The sequence below is a fragment of the Bradyrhizobium sp. SZCCHNR1051 genome, from assembly GCF_032489615.1.
Taxonomy (GTDB): Bacteria; Pseudomonadota; Alphaproteobacteria; order Rhizobiales; family Xanthobacteraceae; genus Bradyrhizobium.
The window spans coordinates 12,786-33,970 of sequence record NZ_JAUEYJ010000025.1; the positions used below are offsets into that span (position 1 = coordinate 12,786).

Annotated in this window: 20 protein-coding genes; 3 read left to right on the forward strand and 17 right to left on the reverse strand. The window is 65.9% G+C overall.

Annotated features, from left to right (window positions below; translation table 11 throughout):
- Positions 1-840: 840 nt before the first annotated feature.
- Positions 841-2,016: a DUF2778 domain-containing protein gene (locus QW868_RS27205; RefSeq protein ID WP_315798292.1), complete on the reverse strand. Its 1,176-nt coding sequence runs from the start codon at positions 2,014-2,016 to the stop codon at positions 841-843.
- 653 nt (positions 2,017-2,669) lie between these two features.
- On the opposite strand from QW868_RS27205, the gene QW868_RS27210 reads away from it, so the two are divergent.
- On the forward strand, positions 2,670-3,470 hold the full coding sequence (locus QW868_RS27210; RefSeq protein ID WP_315759258.1) for an FkbM family methyltransferase: 801 nt from the start codon (positions 2,670-2,672) through the stop codon (positions 3,468-3,470).
- 8 nt (positions 3,471-3,478) lie between these two features.
- Here QW868_RS27210 and QW868_RS27215 read toward each other — a convergent pair whose 3' ends face one another.
- From QW868_RS27215 to QW868_RS27225, 3 genes are all read right to left on the reverse strand, one after another.
- On the reverse strand, positions 3,479-4,996 hold the full coding sequence (locus QW868_RS27215; RefSeq protein WP_315798291.1) for a glycosyltransferase family 39 protein: 1,518 nt from the start codon (positions 4,994-4,996) through the stop codon (positions 3,479-3,481).
- A complete protein-coding gene (locus QW868_RS27220; protein ID WP_316231965.1) occupies positions 4,993-6,126 on the reverse strand; it encodes a glycosyltransferase family 2 protein in 1,134 nt (377 codons plus the stop codon). The genes QW868_RS27215 and QW868_RS27220 overlap by 4 nt, the downstream gene beginning before the upstream one ends.
- Positions 6,127-6,389: 263 nt before the next feature.
- Positions 6,390-6,590 carry a hypothetical protein gene (locus tag QW868_RS27225; protein WP_315737437.1) on the reverse strand — a complete coding sequence of 67 codons (201 nt, stop codon included), beginning with the start codon at positions 6,588-6,590 and terminating at the stop codon, positions 6,390-6,392.
- Positions 6,591-6,747: 157 nt separating this feature from the next.
- On the opposite strand from QW868_RS27225, the gene QW868_RS27230 reads away from it, so the two are divergent.
- Both QW868_RS27230 and QW868_RS27235 read left to right on the forward strand, forming a co-directional pair.
- The gene (locus tag QW868_RS27230) at positions 6,748-7,572 is read left to right on the forward strand and encodes a DUF72 domain-containing protein (protein ID WP_316231966.1); all 825 of its coding nucleotides are present in this window, start codon (positions 6,748-6,750) and stop codon (positions 7,570-7,572) included.
- Between the two features lie 15 nt (positions 7,573-7,587).
- A complete protein-coding gene (locus QW868_RS27235) occupies positions 7,588-8,049 on the forward strand; it encodes a DUF488 domain-containing protein (protein WP_315759253.1) in 462 nt (153 codons plus the stop codon).
- Between the two features lie 4 nt (positions 8,050-8,053).
- Here QW868_RS27235 and QW868_RS27240 read toward each other — a convergent pair whose 3' ends face one another.
- The 13 genes from QW868_RS27240 to QW868_RS27300 all read right to left on the reverse strand — a co-directional run bounded on the left by QW868_RS27240 (position 8,054) and on the right by QW868_RS27300 (position 21,183).
- Positions 8,054-9,739, reverse strand: coding sequence for a tannase/feruloyl esterase family alpha/beta hydrolase (locus tag QW868_RS27240; RefSeq protein WP_316231967.1), 1,686 nt, complete (start codon positions 9,737-9,739; stop codon positions 8,054-8,056).
- A 92-nt stretch (positions 9,740-9,831) separates the two neighbouring features.
- Positions 9,832-11,145, reverse strand: a complete 1,314-nt coding sequence (locus tag QW868_RS27245) for an adenylate/guanylate cyclase domain-containing protein (protein ID WP_316231968.1) — start codon at positions 11,143-11,145, stop codon at positions 9,832-9,834.
- Positions 11,146-11,184: 39 nt separating this feature from the next.
- A complete protein-coding gene (locus QW868_RS27250) occupies positions 11,185-12,342 on the reverse strand; it encodes an ABC transporter permease (protein ID WP_316162993.1) in 1,158 nt (385 codons plus the stop codon).
- On the reverse strand, positions 12,339-13,277 hold the full coding sequence (locus tag QW868_RS27255; protein WP_315811571.1) for an ABC transporter ATP-binding protein: 939 nt from the start codon (positions 13,275-13,277) through the stop codon (positions 12,339-12,341). Before QW868_RS27255 ends, QW868_RS27250 begins: the two co-directional genes overlap by 4 nt.
- Positions 13,274-14,065 (reverse strand): efflux RND transporter periplasmic adaptor subunit, encoded by a 792-nt coding sequence (locus QW868_RS27260; RefSeq protein WP_315737430.1) that lies wholly within the window; start codon positions 14,063-14,065, stop codon positions 13,274-13,276. The genes QW868_RS27255 and QW868_RS27260 overlap by 4 nt, the downstream gene beginning before the upstream one ends.
- A complete protein-coding gene (locus tag QW868_RS27265; RefSeq protein ID WP_315776740.1) occupies positions 14,062-14,736 on the reverse strand; it encodes a TetR/AcrR family transcriptional regulator in 675 nt (224 codons plus the stop codon). Before QW868_RS27265 ends, QW868_RS27260 begins: the two co-directional genes overlap by 4 nt.
- 120 nt (positions 14,737-14,856) lie before the next feature.
- Entirely contained in the window at positions 14,857-16,137 is a 1,281-nt protein-coding gene (locus tag QW868_RS27270; RefSeq protein WP_316231969.1) for an alpha-glucosidase/alpha-galactosidase, read from the reverse strand.
- A gap of 97 nt (positions 16,138-16,234) precedes the next feature.
- The gene (gene adhP, locus QW868_RS27275) at positions 16,235-17,260 is read right to left on the reverse strand and encodes an alcohol dehydrogenase AdhP (protein WP_316231970.1); all 1,026 of its coding nucleotides are present in this window, start codon (positions 17,258-17,260) and stop codon (positions 16,235-16,237) included.
- A 122-nt stretch (positions 17,261-17,382) separates the two neighbouring features.
- Positions 17,383-17,796: a DUF2000 family protein gene (locus QW868_RS27280; protein WP_315737426.1), complete on the reverse strand. Its 414-nt coding sequence runs from the start codon at positions 17,794-17,796 to the stop codon at positions 17,383-17,385.
- Positions 17,797-17,921: 125 nt separating this feature from the next.
- Positions 17,922-18,326, reverse strand: coding sequence for a DUF4189 domain-containing protein (locus QW868_RS27285; RefSeq protein WP_316176571.1), 405 nt, complete (start codon positions 18,324-18,326; stop codon positions 17,922-17,924).
- 227 nt (positions 18,327-18,553) lie between these two features.
- Entirely contained in the window at positions 18,554-20,158 is a 1,605-nt protein-coding gene (locus QW868_RS27290) for a molybdopterin-binding/glycosyltransferase family 2 protein (protein WP_316231971.1), read from the reverse strand.
- Entirely contained in the window at positions 20,155-20,856 is a 702-nt protein-coding gene (locus tag QW868_RS27295; RefSeq protein ID WP_316231972.1) for an XdhC family protein, read from the reverse strand. Before QW868_RS27295 ends, QW868_RS27290 begins: the two co-directional genes overlap by 4 nt.
- A gap of 3 nt (positions 20,857-20,859) precedes the next feature.
- Entirely contained in the window at positions 20,860-21,183 is a 324-nt protein-coding gene (locus QW868_RS27300) for an XdhC family protein (RefSeq protein WP_315737422.1), read from the reverse strand.
- Positions 21,184-21,185: the final 2 nt, after the last annotated feature.

Sequence of the window (21,185 nt, forward strand, 5' to 3'; positions counted from 1 at the left end):
CCGGGCAAATCAGTTGCGCATTATCGCGAGCTACAAGGCCGCAATCGGCCATGCGAGAGGTCGAAAACGCGTGCGCGCGAAAATTCGTTTGTCGAGCCGGGTCAATGGGATCGCCCCGCTCACCGCCAACCCCGAACATTTTCCTATTTCCAAAAATCAGAAACCGTGCATTCTATGCCGGTCCCGTCCTCATGAGAGGGGCGCTTCGCGATCGTCATGAACGTGGAGGGCGGGATGCGGTGGGCGCGTCGGGTTGCAGCGTGATCTGATCACGCGGACGAACGATCCGGTGCGCACGGCGAAGTCGTGATGTCCTGGCACCCCGATGCTGGTGTCAAGGTCGGAGAGACGAATGCTCCGACCGATGGTGGCCAGAAAGCCCGGCGCACCAGGGAGACCACGTATAAGCCGTAAGGCCATCGCGCGGGGAATGCCGGATGATGCGGCTGAACCTGTGGTGACTGCCGCCTGCTTTTTCTTCTGCAGGCGGGCCATGGGTGAGGCCCTCACCCGGCATTCCCCGCGCCCTCTTCCGATTTCGGAGGGCCAGTTTACGAGCAGCACTCGGGCGCCAGGCGCCGCGAGAATGCGCAGTCATGGCCGTGCTTTTTGAAGCGTGAAACGGATCTCATTCCGGCCCCGGCTCAACGCCAGGCGACGGCGTTGTTTGTCGATGCAGGACCTGTGGGGTGGGCAAAGTGGCCGACGAAGGCGGCAGCGTGCCCACCGTCAATCAGCCCTCTCCTCGGCAAAACGGTGGGCACGGCGCCAACTACAAATATTCGTGTGGCACGCGCGGAATGGGCGCCTTTGCCCACCCTACTCCGTAACGGCTGCGCCTCAGTCGATGCGCGAGAGCACGGCGAGCTTGCGGATGCCCTTGTTCTTGTAGGCATCGAGGAACGCGTAGTAGTCGCGGAACGAAACGCAGCCGTTGGAGTCGCCGTTCGGCCCGAGCATGAAGGTGTGGGCCAGGAGGCCGTTGCGGCCGTGGATGGCATCCTCGCCGCCGATCGGGTTGAGCCGCAGCGCCGGCACGCCGTGGAACAGCGCCTCGCGCGGCTTCAGCTCGTAGATGTGCGGCGGCGTCACGCCGCGCATCTTGATCTTCTCCGAGCTCGGCTTGTCGAGGTTGTCGCCGAGGCCGGAATGCGCCTCGAGCTTGGTGCCGTCGGGCAGATACACCGCCTTGGCCGAGATGTCGTAGACTGCGGTGCTCAAATCATACGGCGGCCGGCCGCCGCGGGTCGGATCCTTGGCGATGCTGGCGGTGATGTTGGAATCAGCCGAGGCATAGGCCAGGAGGCCGCCATCCTGGTTCTCCGGCTTGCCCCAGAGCTTTTCCTGGATCGAATGTCGGTCGCCGGCGATCGACAGCACCGCCGCCTTGGCGCGCTCGGTCATCGCGCGCAGCGAGAAGCCACTACTCTTCGGCGGATTGGCCTCGGCGGCCTGCGCCGGCGTCGCGGGCTGCGCGGCCGGCTTGGCATTGGCGAGCGCCAACTGCATCGGCGGCCGGGCATCCTTCTTCGGCGCCTCGGCGACCTTCGCAGTCTCGGCCGGCTTGGCTTCGACCGACTTGGCCTCGATCTGCTTGGCCTCGATCTGCTTGGGCGCGGCTTCGGCGAGCCTGGGCAGCGGCGGCGCGCCGTTCGCGGCGTTGGAGGCGACGCCCTGCGGCACGGCCGCGCCGAAGCGGTCGTTGAACATCTGCGGCGTGATGGCGGCGACCGTGGTGACGGGCGGAGATTCCGGGAATGCCGAGAAGGCCTCACCCACCGCATCGGCGGCGCTGCGCGTCGCAAGCCGCGGCGCCGGGCGCACGACGGGCTCATCCTGCTCGATGCTGCCCAGGGTCGGATAGGCATCGGCCGCGATGATCTTGGTATAGACCGTCACAGCGCAGCCCCCGATCAGGCATGCGATTGCCGCGCCACCGATCAATTTGTGAGAGAACGCGATCAGGGAAGACTTCCTGCGATTTCGTGCGGCCAACGCAGCTCGACTGTTACTCATTCACTCACGCCCGAACGAATACTCGATAACTCTCGCTCGATGCGCCACGGACAACCGCTTTGCATCTCGCAGAAGCACAGAGCTTCATTAGGGCGACTTTTAGTTAAATGCTGATTAAGTTTTGGCAGATTAAGGGCGGGTTAACCATGGACGTCTGTTTTGCCGGCAAACAGGGCAAAAACAGGGCGAAATTCCAGCCAAAAGCAATATTGCCGCCCCAGGCCGTTCCTGAGGAGCAGCATTCGACGGCCGCCGGAATCCGTAAACCATCGCAGGCCGCGTTAACGATTGAGCTCTGCCAGAGGGGCGCTATCGATGACTCACGTTTAGGCGTGCTGACGAGGGAAAGGGCGTAGTTTTCACTTGTTCAAGGCCCCTGCTCGGACATGGTCTTGCCGATCTTCTCGACGCGGCTGAATGCATTGGTCACGTACAATCGCATGTCGCCCGGTCTCCGCGGCAATCGGATCAGGACGGTCGTGGTCCAAGGCGCAATGGCGACGGCAGCCGCAGGTGGACCGCATCCGTAACAAGCCGGGATTTTCCGCGCTGTGGACACCGGCGGCGGTATGGTAGGGAACGATTCTCGGCAACACTCCGCCGGCGAATCGTACCGCGTCCGCTCCCTGCCGAACACGACACGAGAGGACTCCATGCAGATCCCCGACCGGAAGCTGGCCTTCGTCTTGGCCGCGAGCAATCACGGGACGATGATCGTCAACCGGCTCGACTATCGCATGGTCGACGCCAACCGGGGCTACGGCGTCGGCTATCAGATCCTCGACACGGGGGCTTTCGATCCGGGCGAGGTGCAGCTCGCCGTCCGCCTGCTCGGCTTGCGCCGCCGGCACCATGGCGATGGCGCCGTCGCGATCGACTGCGGTGCCAATATCGGCGTCCACACCATCGAATGGGCGAAGGCGATGACCGGCTGGGGATCCGTGCTCTCGATCGAGGCGCAAGAACGAATCTACTACGCGCTCGCCGGCAACATCGCGATCAACAACTGCTTCAATGCGATCGCCATCCATGCCGCAGTCTCGTCGGAGCGCGGCGTGCTCAACATCCCAAGCCCGAACTACCTGACCCCATCGAGCTTCGGCAGCCTCGAGCTGCGCCAGCGTCCCAACACCGAGTTCATCGGCCAGGCCATCGACTATGCGGACAACACCGTCGAGGTGCGCAAGCTCCCGCTGGACGATTTCAATCTGCCGCGCTGCGACCTGATCAAGCTCGACGTCGAGGGCATGGAGATCGAGGCGCTCGAAGGCGCGGCGGCGACGATCGAACGCTGCACGCCGATCATGCTGATCGAGAAGATCAAGACCGATGCGGAGCAGCTGCGGCAATGGCTGGATTGCCGCGGCTACAAGACCATCGATGCCGGCATCAACATGGTCGCAATTCATGCGCGGGACAAGGCGCTGGCGGACATCATCCCGCAGCAGCCCTGAAGCGGGCGTCAGCGCTGCAGCTCCGGCGGCGGGGTGCGGTCGAGCACCTCCCGCTTGGGCTCGCTCAGCGCATAGAAGGCATAGGTCTCGATGGTCAAAGGTCCACGCCTGCGTTCGGCCTCGCCGATCTTCTCGACGCGGCCGAATGTATTGCTGACGTAGAACCGCGATGCGATCTGGACCTCGTCCACGAGCAGCTGCGTACCCGCGAGCTTGGCCGGATCCGGCTCCGGAAAATTGACCCAGCGGATGCGCTGGATCGGCTGCAGCACGCAGGTCCCGGGCGGAAGATAGAACGACAGCCAGGCGGTAGTGCCATAATCCATCGCCAGCACGCAGGAGGCGCCGGCGCGCACGCGCGCCGCCTCGATCTCGGCAGCCAGGGGGCGCCAGCCGACGCCGACGCTGCGGACGGTGGCATCGCGCCGATAACCGGACAGCAGGCCCGTGTTGGCTTGCACGATCAGCGCGACGAACATCACGACGCCGGCGGGCACGGCCCAGCGCAGGCAAAAGTCCGCCGTGCGCTGCTCGCGCGGGGACCAGGCGACAAGACGGGCCGCCGCAGCGGCAGCCACCACGAAGGCCGGATAGATCGGCGCGAACCAGTTGGCTTCGACGCGGGCATGCAGCGAATGCCACGCGAAATAGGCGACGATGACCCAGACCATGGCCTCAATCAGGACGCGGGCCGCCGCGTCCGCTGCCCTGCGCCGGGCCAACCCATAGAGGCCCATCACGCCGAGGATGAAGACCAGCGGCGTGGCGAAGGCGAACTGCGTCGGGATGATCTCGGCGATGTAGACGGGGCGGACCTCCTCGATCCTGGCGCGGCCGAGCTGCTTGATGAACGACACCCATTGGTGCTCGGCATTCCACAGGATCACCGGCGAGAACAGCGCGAATGCCACGAGGCCGCCGAGATAGGGCCAGGGCGAGGCCAGCCAATGGCGCAGCTTCGGCACGGCGACGAGCCAGATCAGGATCGCCGCGCCGAAGAACATCGCGGTGTATTTCGACAGCAGCGCCGCGCCGACGGCCGCGCCGACCGCGAGCCACCACATGCCCCTGCCCGTCTCCAGCAGCTTGGCACAGAAGAACAGCACGAAGCTCGAGGCCACCAGCAGCGGCGCGTCGGGCGTCACGATCAGGGTGCCGACCGCAGCCATCAAGGTGACGTTGAGCAGCAGCGCCGCAGTCGCCGCCACGCGCACGCTGCCGAACAGGATCTCGGCGGTGCGATAGACCGCATAGCTCATGGGCAGGCCGAGCAGGATCGAGACCAGGCGCACGCCGAGCACGCTGTCTCCGGCGATCAGCGTGCCCAGCCGGATCACGACCGCGACCATCGGCGGGTGGTCGTAGTAGCCGCCGGCGAGATGCTTCGACCACATCCAGTAATAGGCTTCGTCGAAGGTGATCGGCGTGACCGCAGCGGCGATCAGCCTGAGCACGACGAGGCCTGTGATGGTCAGCCAGACATTGCGGACCAGCCGGGCGTCGTCGGCGACGGCCGCAGTGGTCATCGCTTGCGCCAGACGAACAATCCGGAGATCGCGTAATTCCAGACCACGCCCATCAGCGCGCCGGCCGCGCCCGCCAGCCACCAGATCGGCTCCTGGTCATAGACCGAGAAGGCGACGCCGACATTGGCAAGCAGGCCGACCGAGCAGACCAGATAGAACGCGAGCAAGCCGCGCAGAATGGCAAAGCCCTTCAGCCGCTGGTCGCGATAGGTGAGGAAGTTGTTGAGGATGAAGTTCGAGGTCATCGCGATGAAGGCACCGAGCGCCTGCGCCTCCGCGAACGGCATGTCGAACGCATTGAGACCAAGAAAGAGCGTGGCCAGATGCACGACGAGGCCGGTGCCGCCGACCATGGCGAACAGCAGGAAGCGCAACGACACCACGTCGTTGGTCATCTTGGCCAGCACGAGGCCGAGGAAGTCGAGCGCGACCATCGAGTCGAGCTTGCTCTCGCCATGCAGGCGCGAGCCGAACGTATAGGGCACCTCGACGGTGCGCAGGCCGCCTTCCGCGCTCGCAATGATGTCGAGCAGGATCTTGAAGCCCTGCGTCGACAGCTTCGGCGCGATCTGTTCGAAGCGGTCGCGGCGGATCATGAAGAAGCCGCTCATGGGGTCGTTGACCCCGACCTTGAGCGCGCGGCGCGCGATCTCGGTGGCGAAGGCGCTGGCCCCGGCCCGCTTGCTGTCGAAGCTCGCGGCGCTGCCGCCCTCGATGTAGCGACTGCCGACGACGAGCTCGGCGGCGCCGCTCTGCAAGAGCGCCAGCATCTTCGGCAGCTGGGTCTCGTCGTGCTGCAGATCGGCGTCGATCACGGCGGCATAGGGCGCACTGGCGGCCAGGATGCCCTCGATGCAGGCACCGGACAGGCCGCGGCGGCCGATCCGGCGGATGCAGCGGACGCGTTTGTCGCTGCGCGACAATTCGCGCACCACCTGCCAGGTGCCGTCCGGAGAGTTGTCGTCGACGAATACGACCTCCCACGGCACGTCCCTGAACGCCGCCTCCAGCCGCCGGTACAGCGTGGTGACATTGTCGCGCTCGTTGAAGGTCGGGACGACCACCGAAACGATCGGAATATCAGCGGTTTGCGGCGGCGCGGGCATGGCCGGTCGGAGGACATCGTTCATGGTGCGGATGCGTATATCTGCCGCGTTCCACACTGCCAAGCGCAACGGCTGAAGGAGGGCCCAAAAAGGCCGGACTGTGGTGCCGGCTTGCATCGCTCCCAAGCGAGGGGCCCAAAATGCCAACGACCACAAACAAAGGGTGCGCGTACATCCGGCGCAACCGCTCTGCCGTGGTCGTCTCGGTGCCGGAGCCGTTACAGCTCGACGTCACCGTCCCGACCAAGATGGGGCGCCTCGGCTGGATTGCAAGGGCCCCGGCCGGCCTAGTTCGGAACCTCACGGACCACGGGTCCGCGCACGGCCGGAGCCACCGGAACCGTCTGCACCGGGGTTGGCGGCACCTCGACCTTGGCCGGCTGCATCTGACGGGCCATCGGCCCGACGGGAACATAGTAGAAGGCTGCCGCAAGCACGGCAGCGGCGACGATCGCCCCCAGCAGGCCGCCGACCGATTCCGCTCTCATTGCCATATCTCCCCTTCCCGGCCCGTGCCCTGGATACACGAGGCTCCGGAGCACGGGAAGAGTGACGGCGCAACAGCGCCGAACTGGTCAGAACCGGCCCGGTTGACTATCGTCTCCCTACCGCAACACCCTCACCAATCAGCATCGGAATCGATCCGTGAGCAAAGCCCCTGCACGCGCCTCGCAATCCAAGAGCCACATCTACATCGGCATCGGCGGCTGGACCTTCGCGCCCTGGCGCGGCGTGTTCTATCCGGACAAGCTGCCGCAATCGAAGGAGCTCGAATACGCCGCCTCCAAGCTGACCTCGATCGAGATCAACGGCACCTATTATGGCTCGCAGAAGCCGGAGAGCTTCCGCAAATGGGCGCGCGAGGTGCCGGACGGCTTCATCTTCTCGCTGAAGGGGCCGCGCTTCGCCACCAATCGCCGCGTGCTCGCCGAGGCCGGCGATTCCGTGAAGCGCTTCTACGACACCGGCGTGCTCGAGCTCGGCGACCGGCTCGGCCCGGTGCTGTGGCAGTTCGCGCCAACCAAGAAGTTCGACGAGGCCGATTTCGGCAAGTTCCTCGAGCTGTTGCCGCGCGAGCTCGACGGCCGCAGGCTGCGCCACGTCGTCGAGGTCCGCCATGATAGTTTCTGCGTACCCGGCTTCGTCGCACTGCTGCGCGAGTTTGCAACGCCGGTCGTGTTCGCCGAGCACGGCAAATATCCGGCGATTGCCGATGTCGTGGGTGACTTCGTCTACGCCCGACTGCAGAAGGGCAATGACGAGCTTGCGACCTGCTATCCGCCGAAGCAGCTCGACGCCTGGGCGAAGCGATTGCAACTGTGGGCCGGCGGTGGCGAACCGGACGACCTGCCACGGGTTGACGACAAGCCGGCGAAAAAGATGCCGCGCGACGTGTTCGCCTATGTCATCCACGAGGGCAAGGTGCGCGCGCCGGCTGGCGCGATGGAGCTCATCGAGCGCGTGAGCTGAGGCAGGAGGCGCATGATGGCCACGAGCAAGACCCTGTTCACCATCGGCTATGAGCACACGCCGGCCAAGGCCGTGCTCGATGAACTGCAGGCCGCCGGCGTCAAGCTGCTGGTCGACGTGCGCGCGGTGGCGGCCTCGCGCCGGCCGGGCTTCTCCAAGAGCCAGCTCGCGGCCGGGCTCGACGAGCGCGGCATCGGCTATGTGCATCTGCGCGGGCTCGGCACGCCGAAGGAGGGCCGCGAGGCCGCCCGCAGCGGTCATTACGACACGCTGCACAAGATCTACAGCGCCCATCTGAAGACGCCGCAGGCGAAGGAGCAGATGGACGAGCTGGCCTCACTGGTGAAGAGCGCCGGTCCCGTCTGCCTGCTCTGCTACGAGCGCGACCACGCCCATTGCCACCGGCAATGGATCGCCGAGATCATCGAGGACCGCGATCAGGTCAAGGTGAAGAACCTGGTCGCGCCGCAGGTCTGACGCCTCACTCCGCGGCGCAGGTGAAGGATGACGCCTGCTCGGTGTCGCCGCTGACATATTTGGCGAATTTCGGCCACGGGCACAGCGGCCGCGTTCGCTGCGGGCTCCATGTCGATGGGAGCTCTCTGTTGGCCGCATTGACCGAGGCCGTGATCGCCTCCGGCGTCTTGCCCTTCTCGACCCAGTCCATCAGCGCGCCCAGCGCATCGAACTTCTCCAAGGTGACGCCGCCGCCGCAATGGGTCTCGCCGGGCAGCGCAAACAGCCGCGCGAACGTGTCGGCCTTGCCCTGCACATTGGCATTGAGCTTCTCGTACCAGCGGACGGTGTCGTTGATCGAGAACACCGGATCGGCCTGGCCGTGATAGATCAGCATCTTGCGCGCGCCGCCCTGGAACGCCGGCAGGGTCGGGTTGTCCACCGCGGGCGGGGCCATGAAGTCCATCGCAGACTCGGTGAAGGAACCTTCCTTGGCGTAGATCTTCGGTGCGTCCTTGTCGAAATCATAAGTCTGCAGCTTCTCGACCAGCTTATCGGGCGAGCCTTCGATCTCGACCGGCGGCGTCGAGAAGATGTAGTTGAGCGAGGCGCCGCCCATGGTGGCAATGATCGGAAGGTTGTTCCACGGCGCCACCGGGCTCTCGACCTTCCAGGCGCGCCAGTTGCCGGTGCCGACGCCACCATCCACCGGCCAGTCGGAATACAGCGGCTCGCCCTTCGAATTGTGCGGGCCCGCGAAGACTTTCTTCAAAGCATCGACCTTGGCGGCCGGCAGGCAGGCCTCGGTCGCACCAGCGGCGCAGCGGAGGCTGTCGAAATTGAACGCTTTCTGGCACGCCTTCAGGTTCGCCGTCAGCCCATCCTTGGCGCCGTCGAGCTCGTCGCAGACCTCCGTGATCTTGGAAGCGATCAGCTTGGCATCCTCCCGCGTGATCGACTTGCGGATGTCGACGTCGGCCTTGGTCAGCGCCTGCACGTCCCAGGCGTGCTGCACGGCAGCGCGCGGCAGGTTGAAGCCGGGATTGCCGACCAGGAAGCCGTCATACTGCTCGGGCATGCGCTCGGCGGCCACCATGGTGTGGCGGCCGCCATTGGAACAGCCGGCGATGTAGGAATAGTCCGGCTTCCTGCCGTAATGCGCCGAGATGATCGCCTTCGCGATCGGCGCCAGCGTGATGTCGGCCGAATAGCCGTAGTCGCGGCGCGCCTGCGGATCGAGCCCGAAAGCTGAGCCGGACGCAAGCCCGCGCGGCTTGTTGGCGGGATCGTTACCGGAGTGGCCGCTGTCCGACGACAGCACGGCAAAGCCGCGGGCGAGCGGCGTCATACCGCCACCGACGAGACCGTCGGCCTTGTCGCCGAGCGCCGGCACCACGACGCCATCATTGCCGCCATTGACCTGATGCAGGAGGCGGCCGTTCCACGTCTCCGGCAGCCGCATCTCGAACTGGATCGCATACGCATGGCCGTCGACGCCGGTGCGCTCATTGACCTTGCCGGACAGAATGCAATGCCGCGGCAGCCCGTCGGCGGCCTCCTGCAGCTTCGATCCCGTCAAGGTCAGCCCGGGGACCTTCAGCACCTCGGCCGTCACCTTGCTGCAGGCAACATCCTCAGCCCGCACCGCCTCCAGGCCGGCTGCGCACACGATGCCTGCTGCGGCCAAAAACGACGCCCCGGTTCGGATCATGCGTTCCCCCTGATCATGCTTTTCGTTGAGGGCAGTTAAACGCGAAGACCATCCAATGTAAATCTCAGACGTCGGGCGACGGGTCGCCTGCGTCAGTGCAATTGCCAGATCTCGAACGGCCGGTCGTAGCCGCGCACCGACACCGCGCCGTGGAAGACGGCGTCGCGCGCCCCGTCGCCGGCCGCCTGCCGCACCTCGCTCGAGATCAGGAGCTGCGAATCGAACTCCTTGTTCAGCGCCTCGAGCCGCGAGGCGAAGTTCACGGTGTCACCGATGACGGTGTACTCTTTGCGCCGCGGCGAGCCGATGCTGCCGGCGACCACCTCGCCGAGATGAAGACCGATCCCGATCCGCAGCGGCCAAGACGACATCGCGTTGACACGCTCCATCGCGGCCACCATCTCGCGCGCAGCCACGACCGCCTGCACGGCGGCATCGCGCGACTCGAACGGCGCGCCGAACAGCGCCAGGAAGCCATCGCCGAGGAACTTGTTCACGATGCCGCCATGGCGCTCGAGTATCTCGACCAGCACCGCGAACGCGCCATCGAGGCGATCGACAACCTGCTGCGGCGTCTTCGACCGCGCCGCCGCGGTGAAGCCGCGGAAATCGACAAACATCACCGCGACCTCACGGATGTCGCGCGCCTCCGCCGTCCCCTCCTTCATGAGGCGCTCGACGACCTGGGGCGAGACGTGCTGGCCGAACAGATCGGTGACCCGGTCGCGCGCCGACGCGGCCTCGATGCTCGCCGCGAACTGGCGTCGCAGCTGCACGCTGACGGCACCGGCGAGCATCCCGCACAACAGGATGATGAAACTGCGCTCACCGTGATAGTAGATCTCCGGATTCTGGCTGAGATCGATCGAAGGCCGATCGATCAGTGCCACCGCCAACAACTCCACCGCGGCGACGAGGCCGGTGAAGCTCGACAGCCAGAAATCGAGACGAAGCGTCGAGAGAACGATGAAGATGAAATAGACCAGCGGCGCGCCGAAGCCCAGCGCCTTGTCGTGGCCGATGCCCTCGATCTGCAGGATGAGGACGAACGTTGGCAGCGAGGTCTCGACCAGGGCGCTGACATAGCGCCAGATCACCGGCACGTCCCGGCCGTGGCGGATATCGGCCTTGATCCTGAACAGGATGAGGGTCTCGAAGCTGATGAATGCGACGATGATCGCGTAGACGTAGAGGACCCCGGTCCGGCTCGGCCAGATCCACTCCGAGATCTTCGGCTCGAAGATTTCGACCAGCACCGACATCACGAGAAACAGCGCCGCAGTGGCGATCAGCGCCCTCACGCGCAGCAGCTCGGTGTTCAACGTCTGACGCATCAGCGCCTGATCGAACTCGGCCGGCGCTCCCGCCGGCGCTTCGTTCGCCTGTCCTCCTCCCACGATCTGCATCTTGCCTCAGCCGTTCCTGCTCCCGGCCGCCATTGTGCCTCAATCGAGGGTCCGGCGGAAGCGCAGGACGGCGACCGTCATGGCGAACAACATGAGGCCGAACAGGGCGATCGTATCATGCTGCAGGTTCTGGAGCGTCGAGCCCTTGAGCATGATAGCACGGACGATGCGCAGATAGTGCGTCAGCGGCAGGCATTCACCGAGCACTTGCGCCCATTGCGGCATGCCGAGAAAGGGAAACATGAATCCGGACAACAGGATGCTCGGCAGGAAGAACATCATCGACAGCTGCATCGCCTGCAGCTGATTCTGCGCCAGGGTCGAGAAGGTGTAGCCGATCGAGAGGTTGGTCGCGATGAATAGCGTCGACAGCAGCGCCAACAGCAGCAGGTTGCCCATGATCGGAACGCCGAACAGCAGGACGCCGATGCCGATGATGATCGTCGCCTGCAGGAAGCCGACCATCACATAGGGGATGATCTTGCCGAGCATGACCTCGACCGGCTTGATCGGCATCGACAGCAGGCTCTCCATCGTGCCGCGCTCGATCTCGCGCGTCACCGAGAGCGCGGTGAAGATCAGCATGGTCATGGTCAGGATGGTGCCGACGAGGCCCGGCACGATGTTGAGCCGCGACGAGGCCGCCGGGTTGTAGCGCGCGTGGGCCCTGATCTCGAACGGCGTCGTGACGGGATTGCCGGTGTAGAGATCGTGCGCGAGCGCGGTCTGCACGATCATGCCGAGCGAGGACAGTGCCGAGGATGCTGCGACCGGATCGGTCGCGTCGGCCGCAACGAGCAAGGCCGGCCGGTCGCCGCGGCGGACCGCGCGCTCGAAGCCGCGCGGGATCTCGACGCCGAACAGGACCTTGCCGGACAGCAAGAGATCGTCGAACTCGGCGACGCTCGTGACTTCCCGGGTGAAGCGGAAATAGGCGGTGTTCTCCATCGCCTTTAGGATCGAGCGTCCGAGATCGCTGTCCTCCTGCAGCAGCACCGCCGCCGGCAGATGATGCGGCGTGGTGTTGATGGCGTAGCCGAACAGCATCAGCTGCATCACCGGGATCATCACGATCATCGCGAACGAGACCCGGTCGCGCTTGAGCTGGATGAACTCCTTGACCAGCATCGCGTAGGTGCGCCGCCAGAAGCCGAAGCGGGACTCGGGAGATGCCTGGTGGACGGCCGCGTCGCTCATTGGAAGTTGTCCCGTGAGCGGTTCATCAGGTCGATGAAGACGTCCTCGAGCGAGGGCGCGGCGGGCTGCCAATGCAGATCAGCCTTGTCGCGCCAGGACGCGATCGCGGCGTCCAGCGCGTTGCGGTCGCGGCCGGACACGTGCAGGCTGGTGCCGAACGGGGCCACCATGTCGACACCCGGCTTGCCGGTGAGATCTGCCGCGAGTTCGCGCAGATCATCGCCGCTCACCGTGTATGTGGTGAGCGCCGATTGCGCGATCACCTCGGAGACCGTGCCGTGCGCCAGCAGATGACCATAGGCGATGTAGGCGATCTCGTGGCAGCGCTCGGCCTCGTCCATGTAGTGGGTCGAGACGAGCACGGTCAGCCCTTCGCCGGCGAGCGCGTGGATCTCGTTCCAGAAATCGCGCCGCGCCTTGGGATCGACGCCGGCGGTAGGCTCGTCGAGCAGCAGCAATTGCGGGTTCGGCAGGGTGCAGGCCCCGAGCGCCAGCCGCTGCTTCCAGCCGCCCGACAACTCGCCGGCGAGCTGCCGCTCGCGGCCGGCAAGCCCGAGCCGCTGCACCATGTCGCGCGCGGCCTGGCGCGGATCGGGCATGCCGTAGAGGCGCGCGACGAATTCGAGGTTCTCCCGCACCGACAGGTCCTGATAGAGGCTGAAGCGCTGCGTCATGTAGCCGACCAGGCGCTTGATCTTGTCGGCATCGCGGCGGATGTCGAAGCCGAGGCAGGTGCCCTCGCCTCCGTCGGGTGTCAGCAGGCCGCACAGCATCCGGATGGTCGTGGTCTTGCCCGAGCCGTTCGGGCCGAGAAAGCCGTAGATCGAGCCGCGCTTCACTTGCATCGACAGATCATGCACGACCTCGCGGCCGTCGAAGGATTTGGTCAATCCCTGGACGTCGATCGCGATCTCGGCGGGACCCGTTCCGTTCATTGCTTGTCCGCCACCGGGGTCTTCGGATCAGGCGTTTTGGAACGCGGATAGATGCTGACGGGTTGGCCGACGCGCAGTGCATCCGGCCGCGACGGCCGCGCCTGGATCAAATAGACGAGCTTGTTGCGCTCATCGAGGCTGTAGATCACCGGCGGCGTGTACTCCGCCGAGGTCGCGAGGAAATAGACGCGTGCCGTCAGGTCATCAGCGCAATTGTCGCAGGTGACGCGGACCTCGTCACCGATCGCGAGTTTCGGCAGATCAGGCTCGGGCACGTAGAAGCGCAGCTTCATGTTGCCCGGCGGCATGATCGACAGCACCGGCCGTTGCGCCGCGACCATCTCGCCCTCGCGGAAGTAGATCTGCTGGATGGTGCCCGCGACCGGCGCCACGCCCTTGCGCCGTGCCAGCCGCGTCTGCGAGGTCACGAGATGGGCCTCGGCGACGCGCAGCGCCGAAACGGCGGAGTCGAGCGTCGCCTGCGTCCCCGCGCCCGTCTTGCTCAGGGCCGCGGCGCGGTCATAGGTCTGCTGCGCATTGGCCAGCGTCGCCTTGGTCTGGTTGAGATCGGCCTGCTGCAGATCGTCGTCGACCGAATAGAGCGGATCGCCGACCTTGACCACGTCGCCCTCATGCACGTTCAGCTTCGTGATCCGACCCGCTTCGTCCGGGCTGACGAAGATCATGTCGGCCTCGACCCAGCCTTGATAGCCGGGATCGCGCGTCTCCTTGCAGCCGTTGAACGTGAAGGCCGTGACCAGCACGGCAAGGCAGTGCAGCAGGCTCATGTCGGCCTCCTCGCGCCAAAGATCAGATCGAGATGGGTCTGCAGCATCGCTTCGGCGTCGAGCGGCGCATGTCGTTCGAACAGGCTCTTCCAGAGCACCGCAACCATCATCGGCGCGATCATCAGTTGCGGATGTTGCACCAGCTTGGGCTCGCGGATCTCACCGCTGACGATCCCGATCTGGATCAGGGCGCGCATGGCCGCGAGACCACGGGAAACGACCTCGCGGTAGTAGAAGTCGGCAATCGCGGGAAAACGGGGCCCCTCTGAAATGATGAGCCGCACGAGATCACCGCGCCGCGTGCCGGCGACCTCCTGGAGGAACATCCGCGCCAACCCCTCGACCATGTCGCGCACCGAGCCGCCGGCCGGCGGCGGCGCGGCAAGACGGCCGACGAAGGGCACGATCGCGGTCCGGATCAATTCCTCGAACATCGATTCCTTGTCCTTGAAATGCAGATAGATCGTGCCCTTGGCCACGCCGGCCCGCTTGGCGATGTCGTCCAGACGGGTCGCCGCGAAACCGCGGGCAATGAACTCGTCCATCGCCGCTTGCACGATCGCCGCGCGGCGCTCGGCGGAGCGATCCGCCCGGCGCGACGTGGCAGCTCCCGCGTCCGCTGTCTTGACGGCCTGAACTCTGCGCTCGGACAATTTCGAAGGTTTCGACATCGAACAATTATGACTGACTGGTCAGTCAATGTAAAGAGGCCTCGCAGAGGCCGGTCTCGGCCCGCGTCAGGAGGTCGTACCCGACAGCGCGCGGCCCCCGTCAGACGACGCCGGCCGCGATCACGCGCAGGATCTGATGTAAGGCCGATTGATCTCCCAGAGCTCGTCCACGATCTGGCGCGCAGCGGCGGCCGAGTTGACCACGGGATCGATGAGCAGCGCCTGCAGCGCGAGATCCTTGGAGGCAGTCATGGCCGCCTGCACCGCCAGCTGCTGGACCTGAACCTGGACCGACATCAGCTTGGCGACGGCATCTGGAAGCGGGCCCAGCGACACCGGATGGATACCAACGCGATCCGCGACAACGGGCACTTCGACGGCGGCCTCGGCAGCCAGGTTGGGAATGACGTGACGGTTCAGAACGACGCCGGATTCGATGACCTGCTTCCGATCGTGCAGCACCGAGCCGATCACGGTGACCGCGCGCTCTCCGGACGGCATTCGCCACCAGTCCGGCATGCCGGCCCTGCCCGCCAGGACCTCGTCGATCTGCCGGATCAGCTTGGCCCGCTCCGCCTCGTCCCACGCGAAGTCGTACCCGCTCTCGCCCGCTTCCCAGCCATAGGCGAGATACTCGCCGACATGGCTGTCGCCGCAGCCCAGCCAGAAGCCGAAGTCGCGCAACAGCGCCCGCGTCAGCGGCGCGACCTTGGGGTCGTGGCTCCCAGCCTTTTCGCGGAGCAGTGGATAGAGATCGGCCCCGGTGTCGCGATCCCGGATCTGCATGAGACATTGGAAATGGTTGAGCCCGGCGCCCCACACCTCCACGCGCTCCTCGGCCAGTCCCAGAATGGAAGCCACCTGGCTGCGCGCGATGAAGATGCCGTGGCACAGGCCGATATGCGCGAGGCGGCTGTGAAGCCCCAGCGCGAGGATGATGCGGCTCTCGGGATTGGAGAAGTTGATGAATAGCGCGTCCGGACAGCGCCGCTCCATCTCGCGCACGAAGTCGAATACGACCGGCAAGGTGCGGAGCGTGAAGAACAATGCGCCCGGCCCGCCATTCTCGCCCAGCGTGTGACGGATGCCGTATTTGCGCGGCACCTCGAAATCGAGCTTCCACAGGCGGTTGCGGTCGATCGCGGTGGCATGGATCACGAAGCCGGCGCCGTCGAGCGCCGCGCGCCAATCCGTGGTCGCCTCGATCTTAAGGCCGGCGCCGGAGAGGTCGTTGAGCAGCCGGGCCAGTGCTTCCGACCGGGCCAGCCGGGTCGGGTCGCGGCCGACCAGCACGAGCGTAGAACCCGCGAGATCATGCGTCGAAAACAGGTCCCGGAACACGCTGAGTCCAAAGGACGCGCTGCTCGCGCCGAGGAAGACGATCTTGGTGACGGCTGCCATGAACAATTTGTGCCAGCGCCGCGCGTCCCCATTCCTGATCCAGATCAAACCGCCGCCCCAATGTTCGGCACGGCGGCGCGTCAATCGGTCTTGCTGATCAGCCGAAGTCGAGCACCACGCGACCGTCGATCTTGCCGGCCTTCATGCGGTCGAACACGGAGTTGATCTCCGACAGCGGCGCCGTGGTCACCTCGGCCGTCACCTTGCCGTCCGCGGCGAAGGCGATGGCCTCGTCGAGATCACGCCGGGTGCCGACGATCGAGCCTCGCACGGTGATACGCTTCAGCACGACATCGAAGATCGGCGTCGGGAATTCGCCCGGCGGCAAGCCGACCAGGCTGACCGTCCCCTTGCGGCGGACCATGTGCAGCGCTTGGGCGAAAGCCGACGTCGACACCGCGGTGACCAGCACGCCATGCGCGCCGCCGCCGGTGATTGCGATCACCCGCTCCACGGCATCCTTGTCGAGCGCGTTGACGGCGTGCTCGGCGCCGGCCTCCAGCGCGAGTTTCAGCTTGTCCTCGGCGATGTCGAGACCGATCGCCTTCAGCCCCATCGCCTTCGCATACTGGATTGCGACATGACCGAGGCCGCCGACGCCGGAGACCACCACCCACTCGCCCGGCCGCGTGTCGGTCTCCTTCAACCCCTTGTAGGTCGTGACGCCGGCGCAGAGGATCGGGGCGATCTTGGCGAAGTCCACATTGGCCGGCAGGCGCGCGGCGAACGCCGCGGATGCGATCACGTATTCCGCGAAGCCGCCGTTCACGCTGTAGCCGGTGTTGTGCTGGTGCTCGCACAAGGTCTCCCACCCGGTCTCGCAATATTCGCAGCGCAGGCAGGCATCGTGCAGCCACGCCACGCCGACGGCATCGCCGACCTTGAAGTCGGTGACGCCGGGCCCGAGCGCGGCGACGATGCCGGCCGCCTCGTGACCGGGGATGAACGGCGGCACCGGCTTCACCGGCCAATCGCCGGAGGCGGCATGAAGGTCGGTGTGGCAGACGCCGCACGCCTTCACCCTGACCAGAAGCTCGCCGGGTCCCGGCACAGGAATCGGAACGTCCTCGATGACCAGCGGCTTGCCAAAGGCTTTGACGACGGCGGCTTTCATGGTCTGCATCTGTCTGCTCCTCATGTCGCGGCGCAAACTAACGACGTCGGCGTATTCCGGTCTTGATCGGCATCAAGCCGCGCCGCTGCACGAAGTAACAGTTTGATGACAGCGCAATGTGCCCGTGGCTGTCAGGCGTGAAATTTGAGTCCGTCGACGACCTTGTCGACCAGCTTGCGCTCCGCGCGAAACGCCAATCCCACCAGATTGAGATCGGCGCGCGCCACCGCCTTCACGGCATCACGGTTGGCCTCGTCATGCGTGGTCTTGAACATGTCCTCGGTGTAGAGCGCCGGCTTCACGCTGCGCGACAGCGCGCGATCCAGAGCACGCGCCAACGCTGCACGATCCGGCGCGCCGTAGATCAGGATCGGCTGCCCGATCAACGCGTGATACAGGGTTGCCGAGCCGTCCTCATAAGGCGCGCCGATGCATTCGGGAAATGCCGCGGCGATGCCGCTGGAAAGAAACGCCGCGACGTTCAGCTTCTGCCAGGCTTCGAGATCGTTGCGGATGATCAGCGCGATCTTGGTGTCGAATTGCATGTCACTTCCAGGGTTCGATGTCATCGAACGCTCAGAATAGCCGAGCCGTTCTCGAGGTGAAGCATCGAATTGAAAGCGCGGACGAGCAACCCCGGCAGCCCATCCTCTGAGACATCAGGCTCAGATCAGCCCTTGGCGTCGCACACCCAGGCGCGGATGACGCATTCCTTGCCGCCATATTTGTAGCATTCCCGGGTCGCCTCGTTGAGCGTGGTCGAGATCGTCGGCCGAACAGCATAGCCGTGGGCGCCGCAGGGATTGGTGAGATCGACCGCGAACGCGGCGCAGGCCTTCTTCATCGTCACCGCGGTGCAGTCGCCCTTGCACTGCTTGAGCGCCGCAGCCTTGGCGAGATGCTCCGCCGGATAGTCGAACGCCTGGCCATAGGCGGCGCACCGGCCAATGGCGAACGCGCCGGCGGCATGCGCCGGGCTGATGGCGCCGTCGCTCGCGATGCGCGCAACGCCAACGAGAACGGTCAATCCAAATGCAAACAGCGCGACACGGCGCGCAGCAGTCGAAGCGATCACTTTTTCCTCCCCCGAGGCCCAATGTCGGCAAATCTAGCCGGGGGTCGTTGAAACTTGGTGAATGGGAGGTTGAGGGTTCGTCTCGTGACCATGGGGAGCGTGCATCGTGCGTAGCCGGGATGGGCGGACGCCGGCGCCCGAAAGGGCGCAAGGCGGGAGCGATATCCAGGTCTCACGAGCTGCGCGTGTGAACCCGGATGTCGCTGCGCTCATCCGGGCTACGGTCGTCAGCCGCGCCGCGCGGCTTCCAGCGCCTGCGGCGTGTCGATGTCGAGGAAGGCGCTGTTGCCGTCGACCGGCACCTCGGCGACGGCCTCGGTGTGCTTGGCGATCAGGTGCCGCGCGCCGACGTCACCGTCCAGCGTCATCAGCTCGGCGAAGAAGCGGCGTGACCACAGCACCGGGTTGCCGCGGCGTCCCTCGGACACGGGCACGACGATCAAATTGCCGCGATCGGGCGCGAACGCGCCGATCAGACGGTCGAGCAGATCCGAGGACACCATCGGCATGTCGCCCAGGCACACGACCGCGCCATCGACGCCCTCAGGCACCGCGGCAATGCCTGATTTCACCGAGCTGGCGAGGCCGCCGGCGAAATCCGGGTTGCGGACGAAGCGGACGTTGAGGTCTGACAGCGCCTGCTCGACCAGCTCGGCCTGATGACCGGTGACGACGATGACCTCACCGGCCTTGGAGGCCAGCGCCTGCTCGGTCACGATGCGCACCAGCTTCTTGCCGTCGAGCTCGGCCAGCAGCTTGTTCGGCCCTCCCATGCGGGTCGAGCGTCCCGCAGCCAGCACGACCGCGGCGACCTTGCGTTCGCCCTCGGCCTCCGGCTTGGCGCGCGGCTGCGGCCGTGTCACGATCTCCATGAGGAGTCCGCCCACGCCCATGGCCGTGAGCTCGGCGCGGGTGACCTTGATGCCGGCGAGCAGCCGCATCAGCACCCAGTCGAAACCGTTCTCCGCCGGCGAACGGGCGCAACCGGGGGCGCCGAGCACCGGCACACCGGCGGCGCTACCGATCAAGAGCAGATTGCCGGGATCCACCGGCATGCCGAAATGCTCGATCGCACCGCCGATGCCGGTGATCGCGGCGGGAATGACGTCGCGGCGGTCGGCGATCGCGGACGCGCCGAACACGATGACGAGCTCGGCGCCCAGCGCCAACAGCTCCTTGATCGCAGCGGCCAGCGCGGCCTGCTCGTGCGGCACGCGGCGCTCCGCGATGATGGTGGCGCCGGCCGGCGCGAGCCGCTCTGCGGTGACGCGCAGCGTCTTGTCGATGACTTTGGGTGCGAGCCCAGGAAGAAGCGTCGAGACGACGCCGACGCGCTTGATCACATAGGAGGCGATGCTGAGCGCGCCCCTGCCCGCCGCAGCGACGGCGGCATCGCGCAGACGGCCTTCGACGCCGAACGGGATCAGCTTGACGGTGCCGACCATCTCGCCTTCGACCACCGGCTTGAAGGCCGGCAAGGTCGCAAAGGTGATGGCCTCGTCGACTCCGTTGATGCGCTCGACGGCGGCGCGGTCGATCATCAGCACGCCGGCCTGCGCCGCGAACAGATTGGCGCGTCCGGTGAAGGCGCGATCGACGTGAATGCCTTTGCCTGCGACGACCTTCGCGACGTCGGCAGCCGCCTCGTCCTCGGAGACGTCGCCCGCCTCGAGCCGAACGACGACGATCTCATTGACGCCTTCCCGGACCAGCGCCTCGACTTCGGCGGGACCGATCAGCGTGCCCTTCTTCAGCACCAACGATCCCTTGCGCAGGGTGTGCACGGTCACCCCGCCGATCGCCTCGGCTGGACTGGCAGGACCGAACTTCATGCCGCCTGCTCTTTCTCCTTGGCCGGCAGCCGCAACGTTGCGGTGATCTGCGCCATGATGGAGACCGCGATCTCCGACGGCGACACAGCGCCGATGGCGAGCCCGATCGGCGCATGGATGCGGGCGATGTCGGCGTCGCTGGCGCCTTGGGCGCGCAGGCGGTCGCCGCGCTTGGCATGCGTCTTCCGTGAGCCAAGCGCGCCGATATAGAAGCAGTCGCGCGAGAACGCGTGCAGCAGCGCCGGATCGTCGATCTTCGGATCATGCGTCAGCGCGACAAAGGCCGTGTAGTGATCGACGTTGAGCGGCGGCAGCGCCACGTCGGGCCATTCGGCGATCAGCGGCACATCGGGAAAGCGCTCGGGACTGGCGAAGGCCGTGCGCGGATCGACGACGGTGACGTCGTAGCCGAGCGACTTGGCGATCGGTGCCAGCGCCTGGCTGATATGGACGGCGCCGATGATGACGAGCCGCGCCGTCGGCGCGTAGACGTTGAGGAACAACCGCTTGCCGCCCACCTCGACCATGCCGCTCTTGCCCATCCGCAGTTGCGTTGCGAGCTCGTTGCGCAAGGGATCGGCGGCGATGTCGGCGGCCTTGACCAGACGCTGCTCGCCGGTGGCGACGTCGGTGACGAGAATGGCCGGGCGGCGCGCGGCGCGCTCGGCATTGAGCTCGGCCAGTGTTCCCAATTGCATCGGTCAGCCCACCTTCTCGACGAACACGCGGATGGTGCCGCCGCACGACAGCCCGACGTTCCAGGCGGTCTCGTCGGCGACGCCGAACTCCAGCATCTTGGGCTGGCCGCTGGTGATCACGTCGAGCGCCTCGGTAACGACAGCGCCCTCCACGCAGCCGCCGGACACGGACCCTAAGAACGTGCCCTCGTCGTTGATCACGAGGTTGGACCCGACCGGGCGCGGCGCCGAGCCCCAGGTCTCGACCACGGTGGCGAGCGCCACGCCGTGACCGGATTTGTGCCAATCCTCGGCGGCCTTGAGGATGTCTTCGTCGCGGTTGAGCATGA

Bases quoted from the DNA above. Each gene is read 5' to 3' on its own strand.
- QW868_RS27295 (WP_316231972.1), bottom strand. From the start codon at position 20,856: ATGCAATTGGGAACACTGGCCGAGCTCAATGCCGAGCGCGCCGCGCGC.
- QW868_RS27205 (WP_315798292.1), bottom strand. From the start codon at position 2,016: ATGAGTAACAGTCGAGCTGCGTTGGCCGCACGAAATCGCAGGAAGTCT.
- adhP (WP_316231970.1), bottom strand. From the start codon at position 17,260: ATGCAGACCATGAAAGCCGCCGTCGTCAAAGCCTTTGGCAAGCCGCTG.
- QW868_RS27240 (WP_316231967.1), bottom strand. From the start codon at position 9,739: ATGATCCGAACCGGGGCGTCGTTTTTGGCCGCAGCAGGCATCGTGTGC.
- QW868_RS27210 (WP_315759258.1), top strand. From the start codon at position 2,670: ATGCAGATCCCCGACCGGAAGCTGGCCTTCGTCTTGGCCGCGAGCAAT.
- QW868_RS27245 (WP_316231968.1), bottom strand. From the start codon at position 11,145: ATGCAGATCGTGGGAGGAGGACAGGCGAACGAAGCGCCGGCGGGAGCG.
- QW868_RS27225 (WP_315737437.1), bottom strand. From the start codon at position 6,590: ATGAGAGCGGAATCGGTCGGCGGCCTGCTGGGGGCGATCGTCGCCGCT.
- QW868_RS27280 (WP_315737426.1), bottom strand. From the start codon at position 17,796: ATGCAATTCGACACCAAGATCGCGCTGATCATCCGCAACGATCTCGAA.
- QW868_RS27265 (WP_315776740.1), bottom strand. From the start codon at position 14,736: ATGTCGAAACCTTCGAAATTGTCCGAGCGCAGAGTTCAGGCCGTCAAG.
- QW868_RS27250 (WP_316162993.1), bottom strand. From the start codon at position 12,342: ATGAGCGACGCGGCCGTCCACCAGGCATCTCCCGAGTCCCGCTTCGGC.
- QW868_RS27220 (WP_316231965.1), bottom strand. From the start codon at position 6,126: ATGAACGATGTCCTCCGACCGGCCATGCCCGCGCCGCCGCAAACCGCT.
- QW868_RS27260 (WP_315737430.1), bottom strand. From the start codon at position 14,065: ATGAGCCTGCTGCACTGCCTTGCCGTGCTGGTCACGGCCTTCACGTTC.
- QW868_RS27215 (WP_315798291.1), bottom strand. From the start codon at position 4,996: ATGACCACTGCGGCCGTCGCCGACGACGCCCGGCTGGTCCGCAATGTC.
- QW868_RS27235 (WP_315759253.1), top strand. From the start codon at position 7,588: ATGGCCACGAGCAAGACCCTGTTCACCATCGGCTATGAGCACACGCCG.
- QW868_RS27270 (WP_316231969.1), bottom strand. From the start codon at position 16,137: ATGGCAGCCGTCACCAAGATCGTCTTCCTCGGCGCGAGCAGCGCGTCC.
- QW868_RS27300 (WP_315737422.1), bottom strand. From the start codon at position 21,183: ATGCTCAACCGCGACGAAGACATCCTCAAGGCCGCCGAGGATTGGCAC.
- QW868_RS27255 (WP_315811571.1), bottom strand. From the start codon at position 13,277: ATGAACGGAACGGGTCCCGCCGAGATCGCGATCGACGTCCAGGGATTG.
- QW868_RS27290 (WP_316231971.1), bottom strand. From the start codon at position 20,158: ATGAAGTTCGGTCCTGCCAGTCCAGCCGAGGCGATCGGCGGGGTGACC.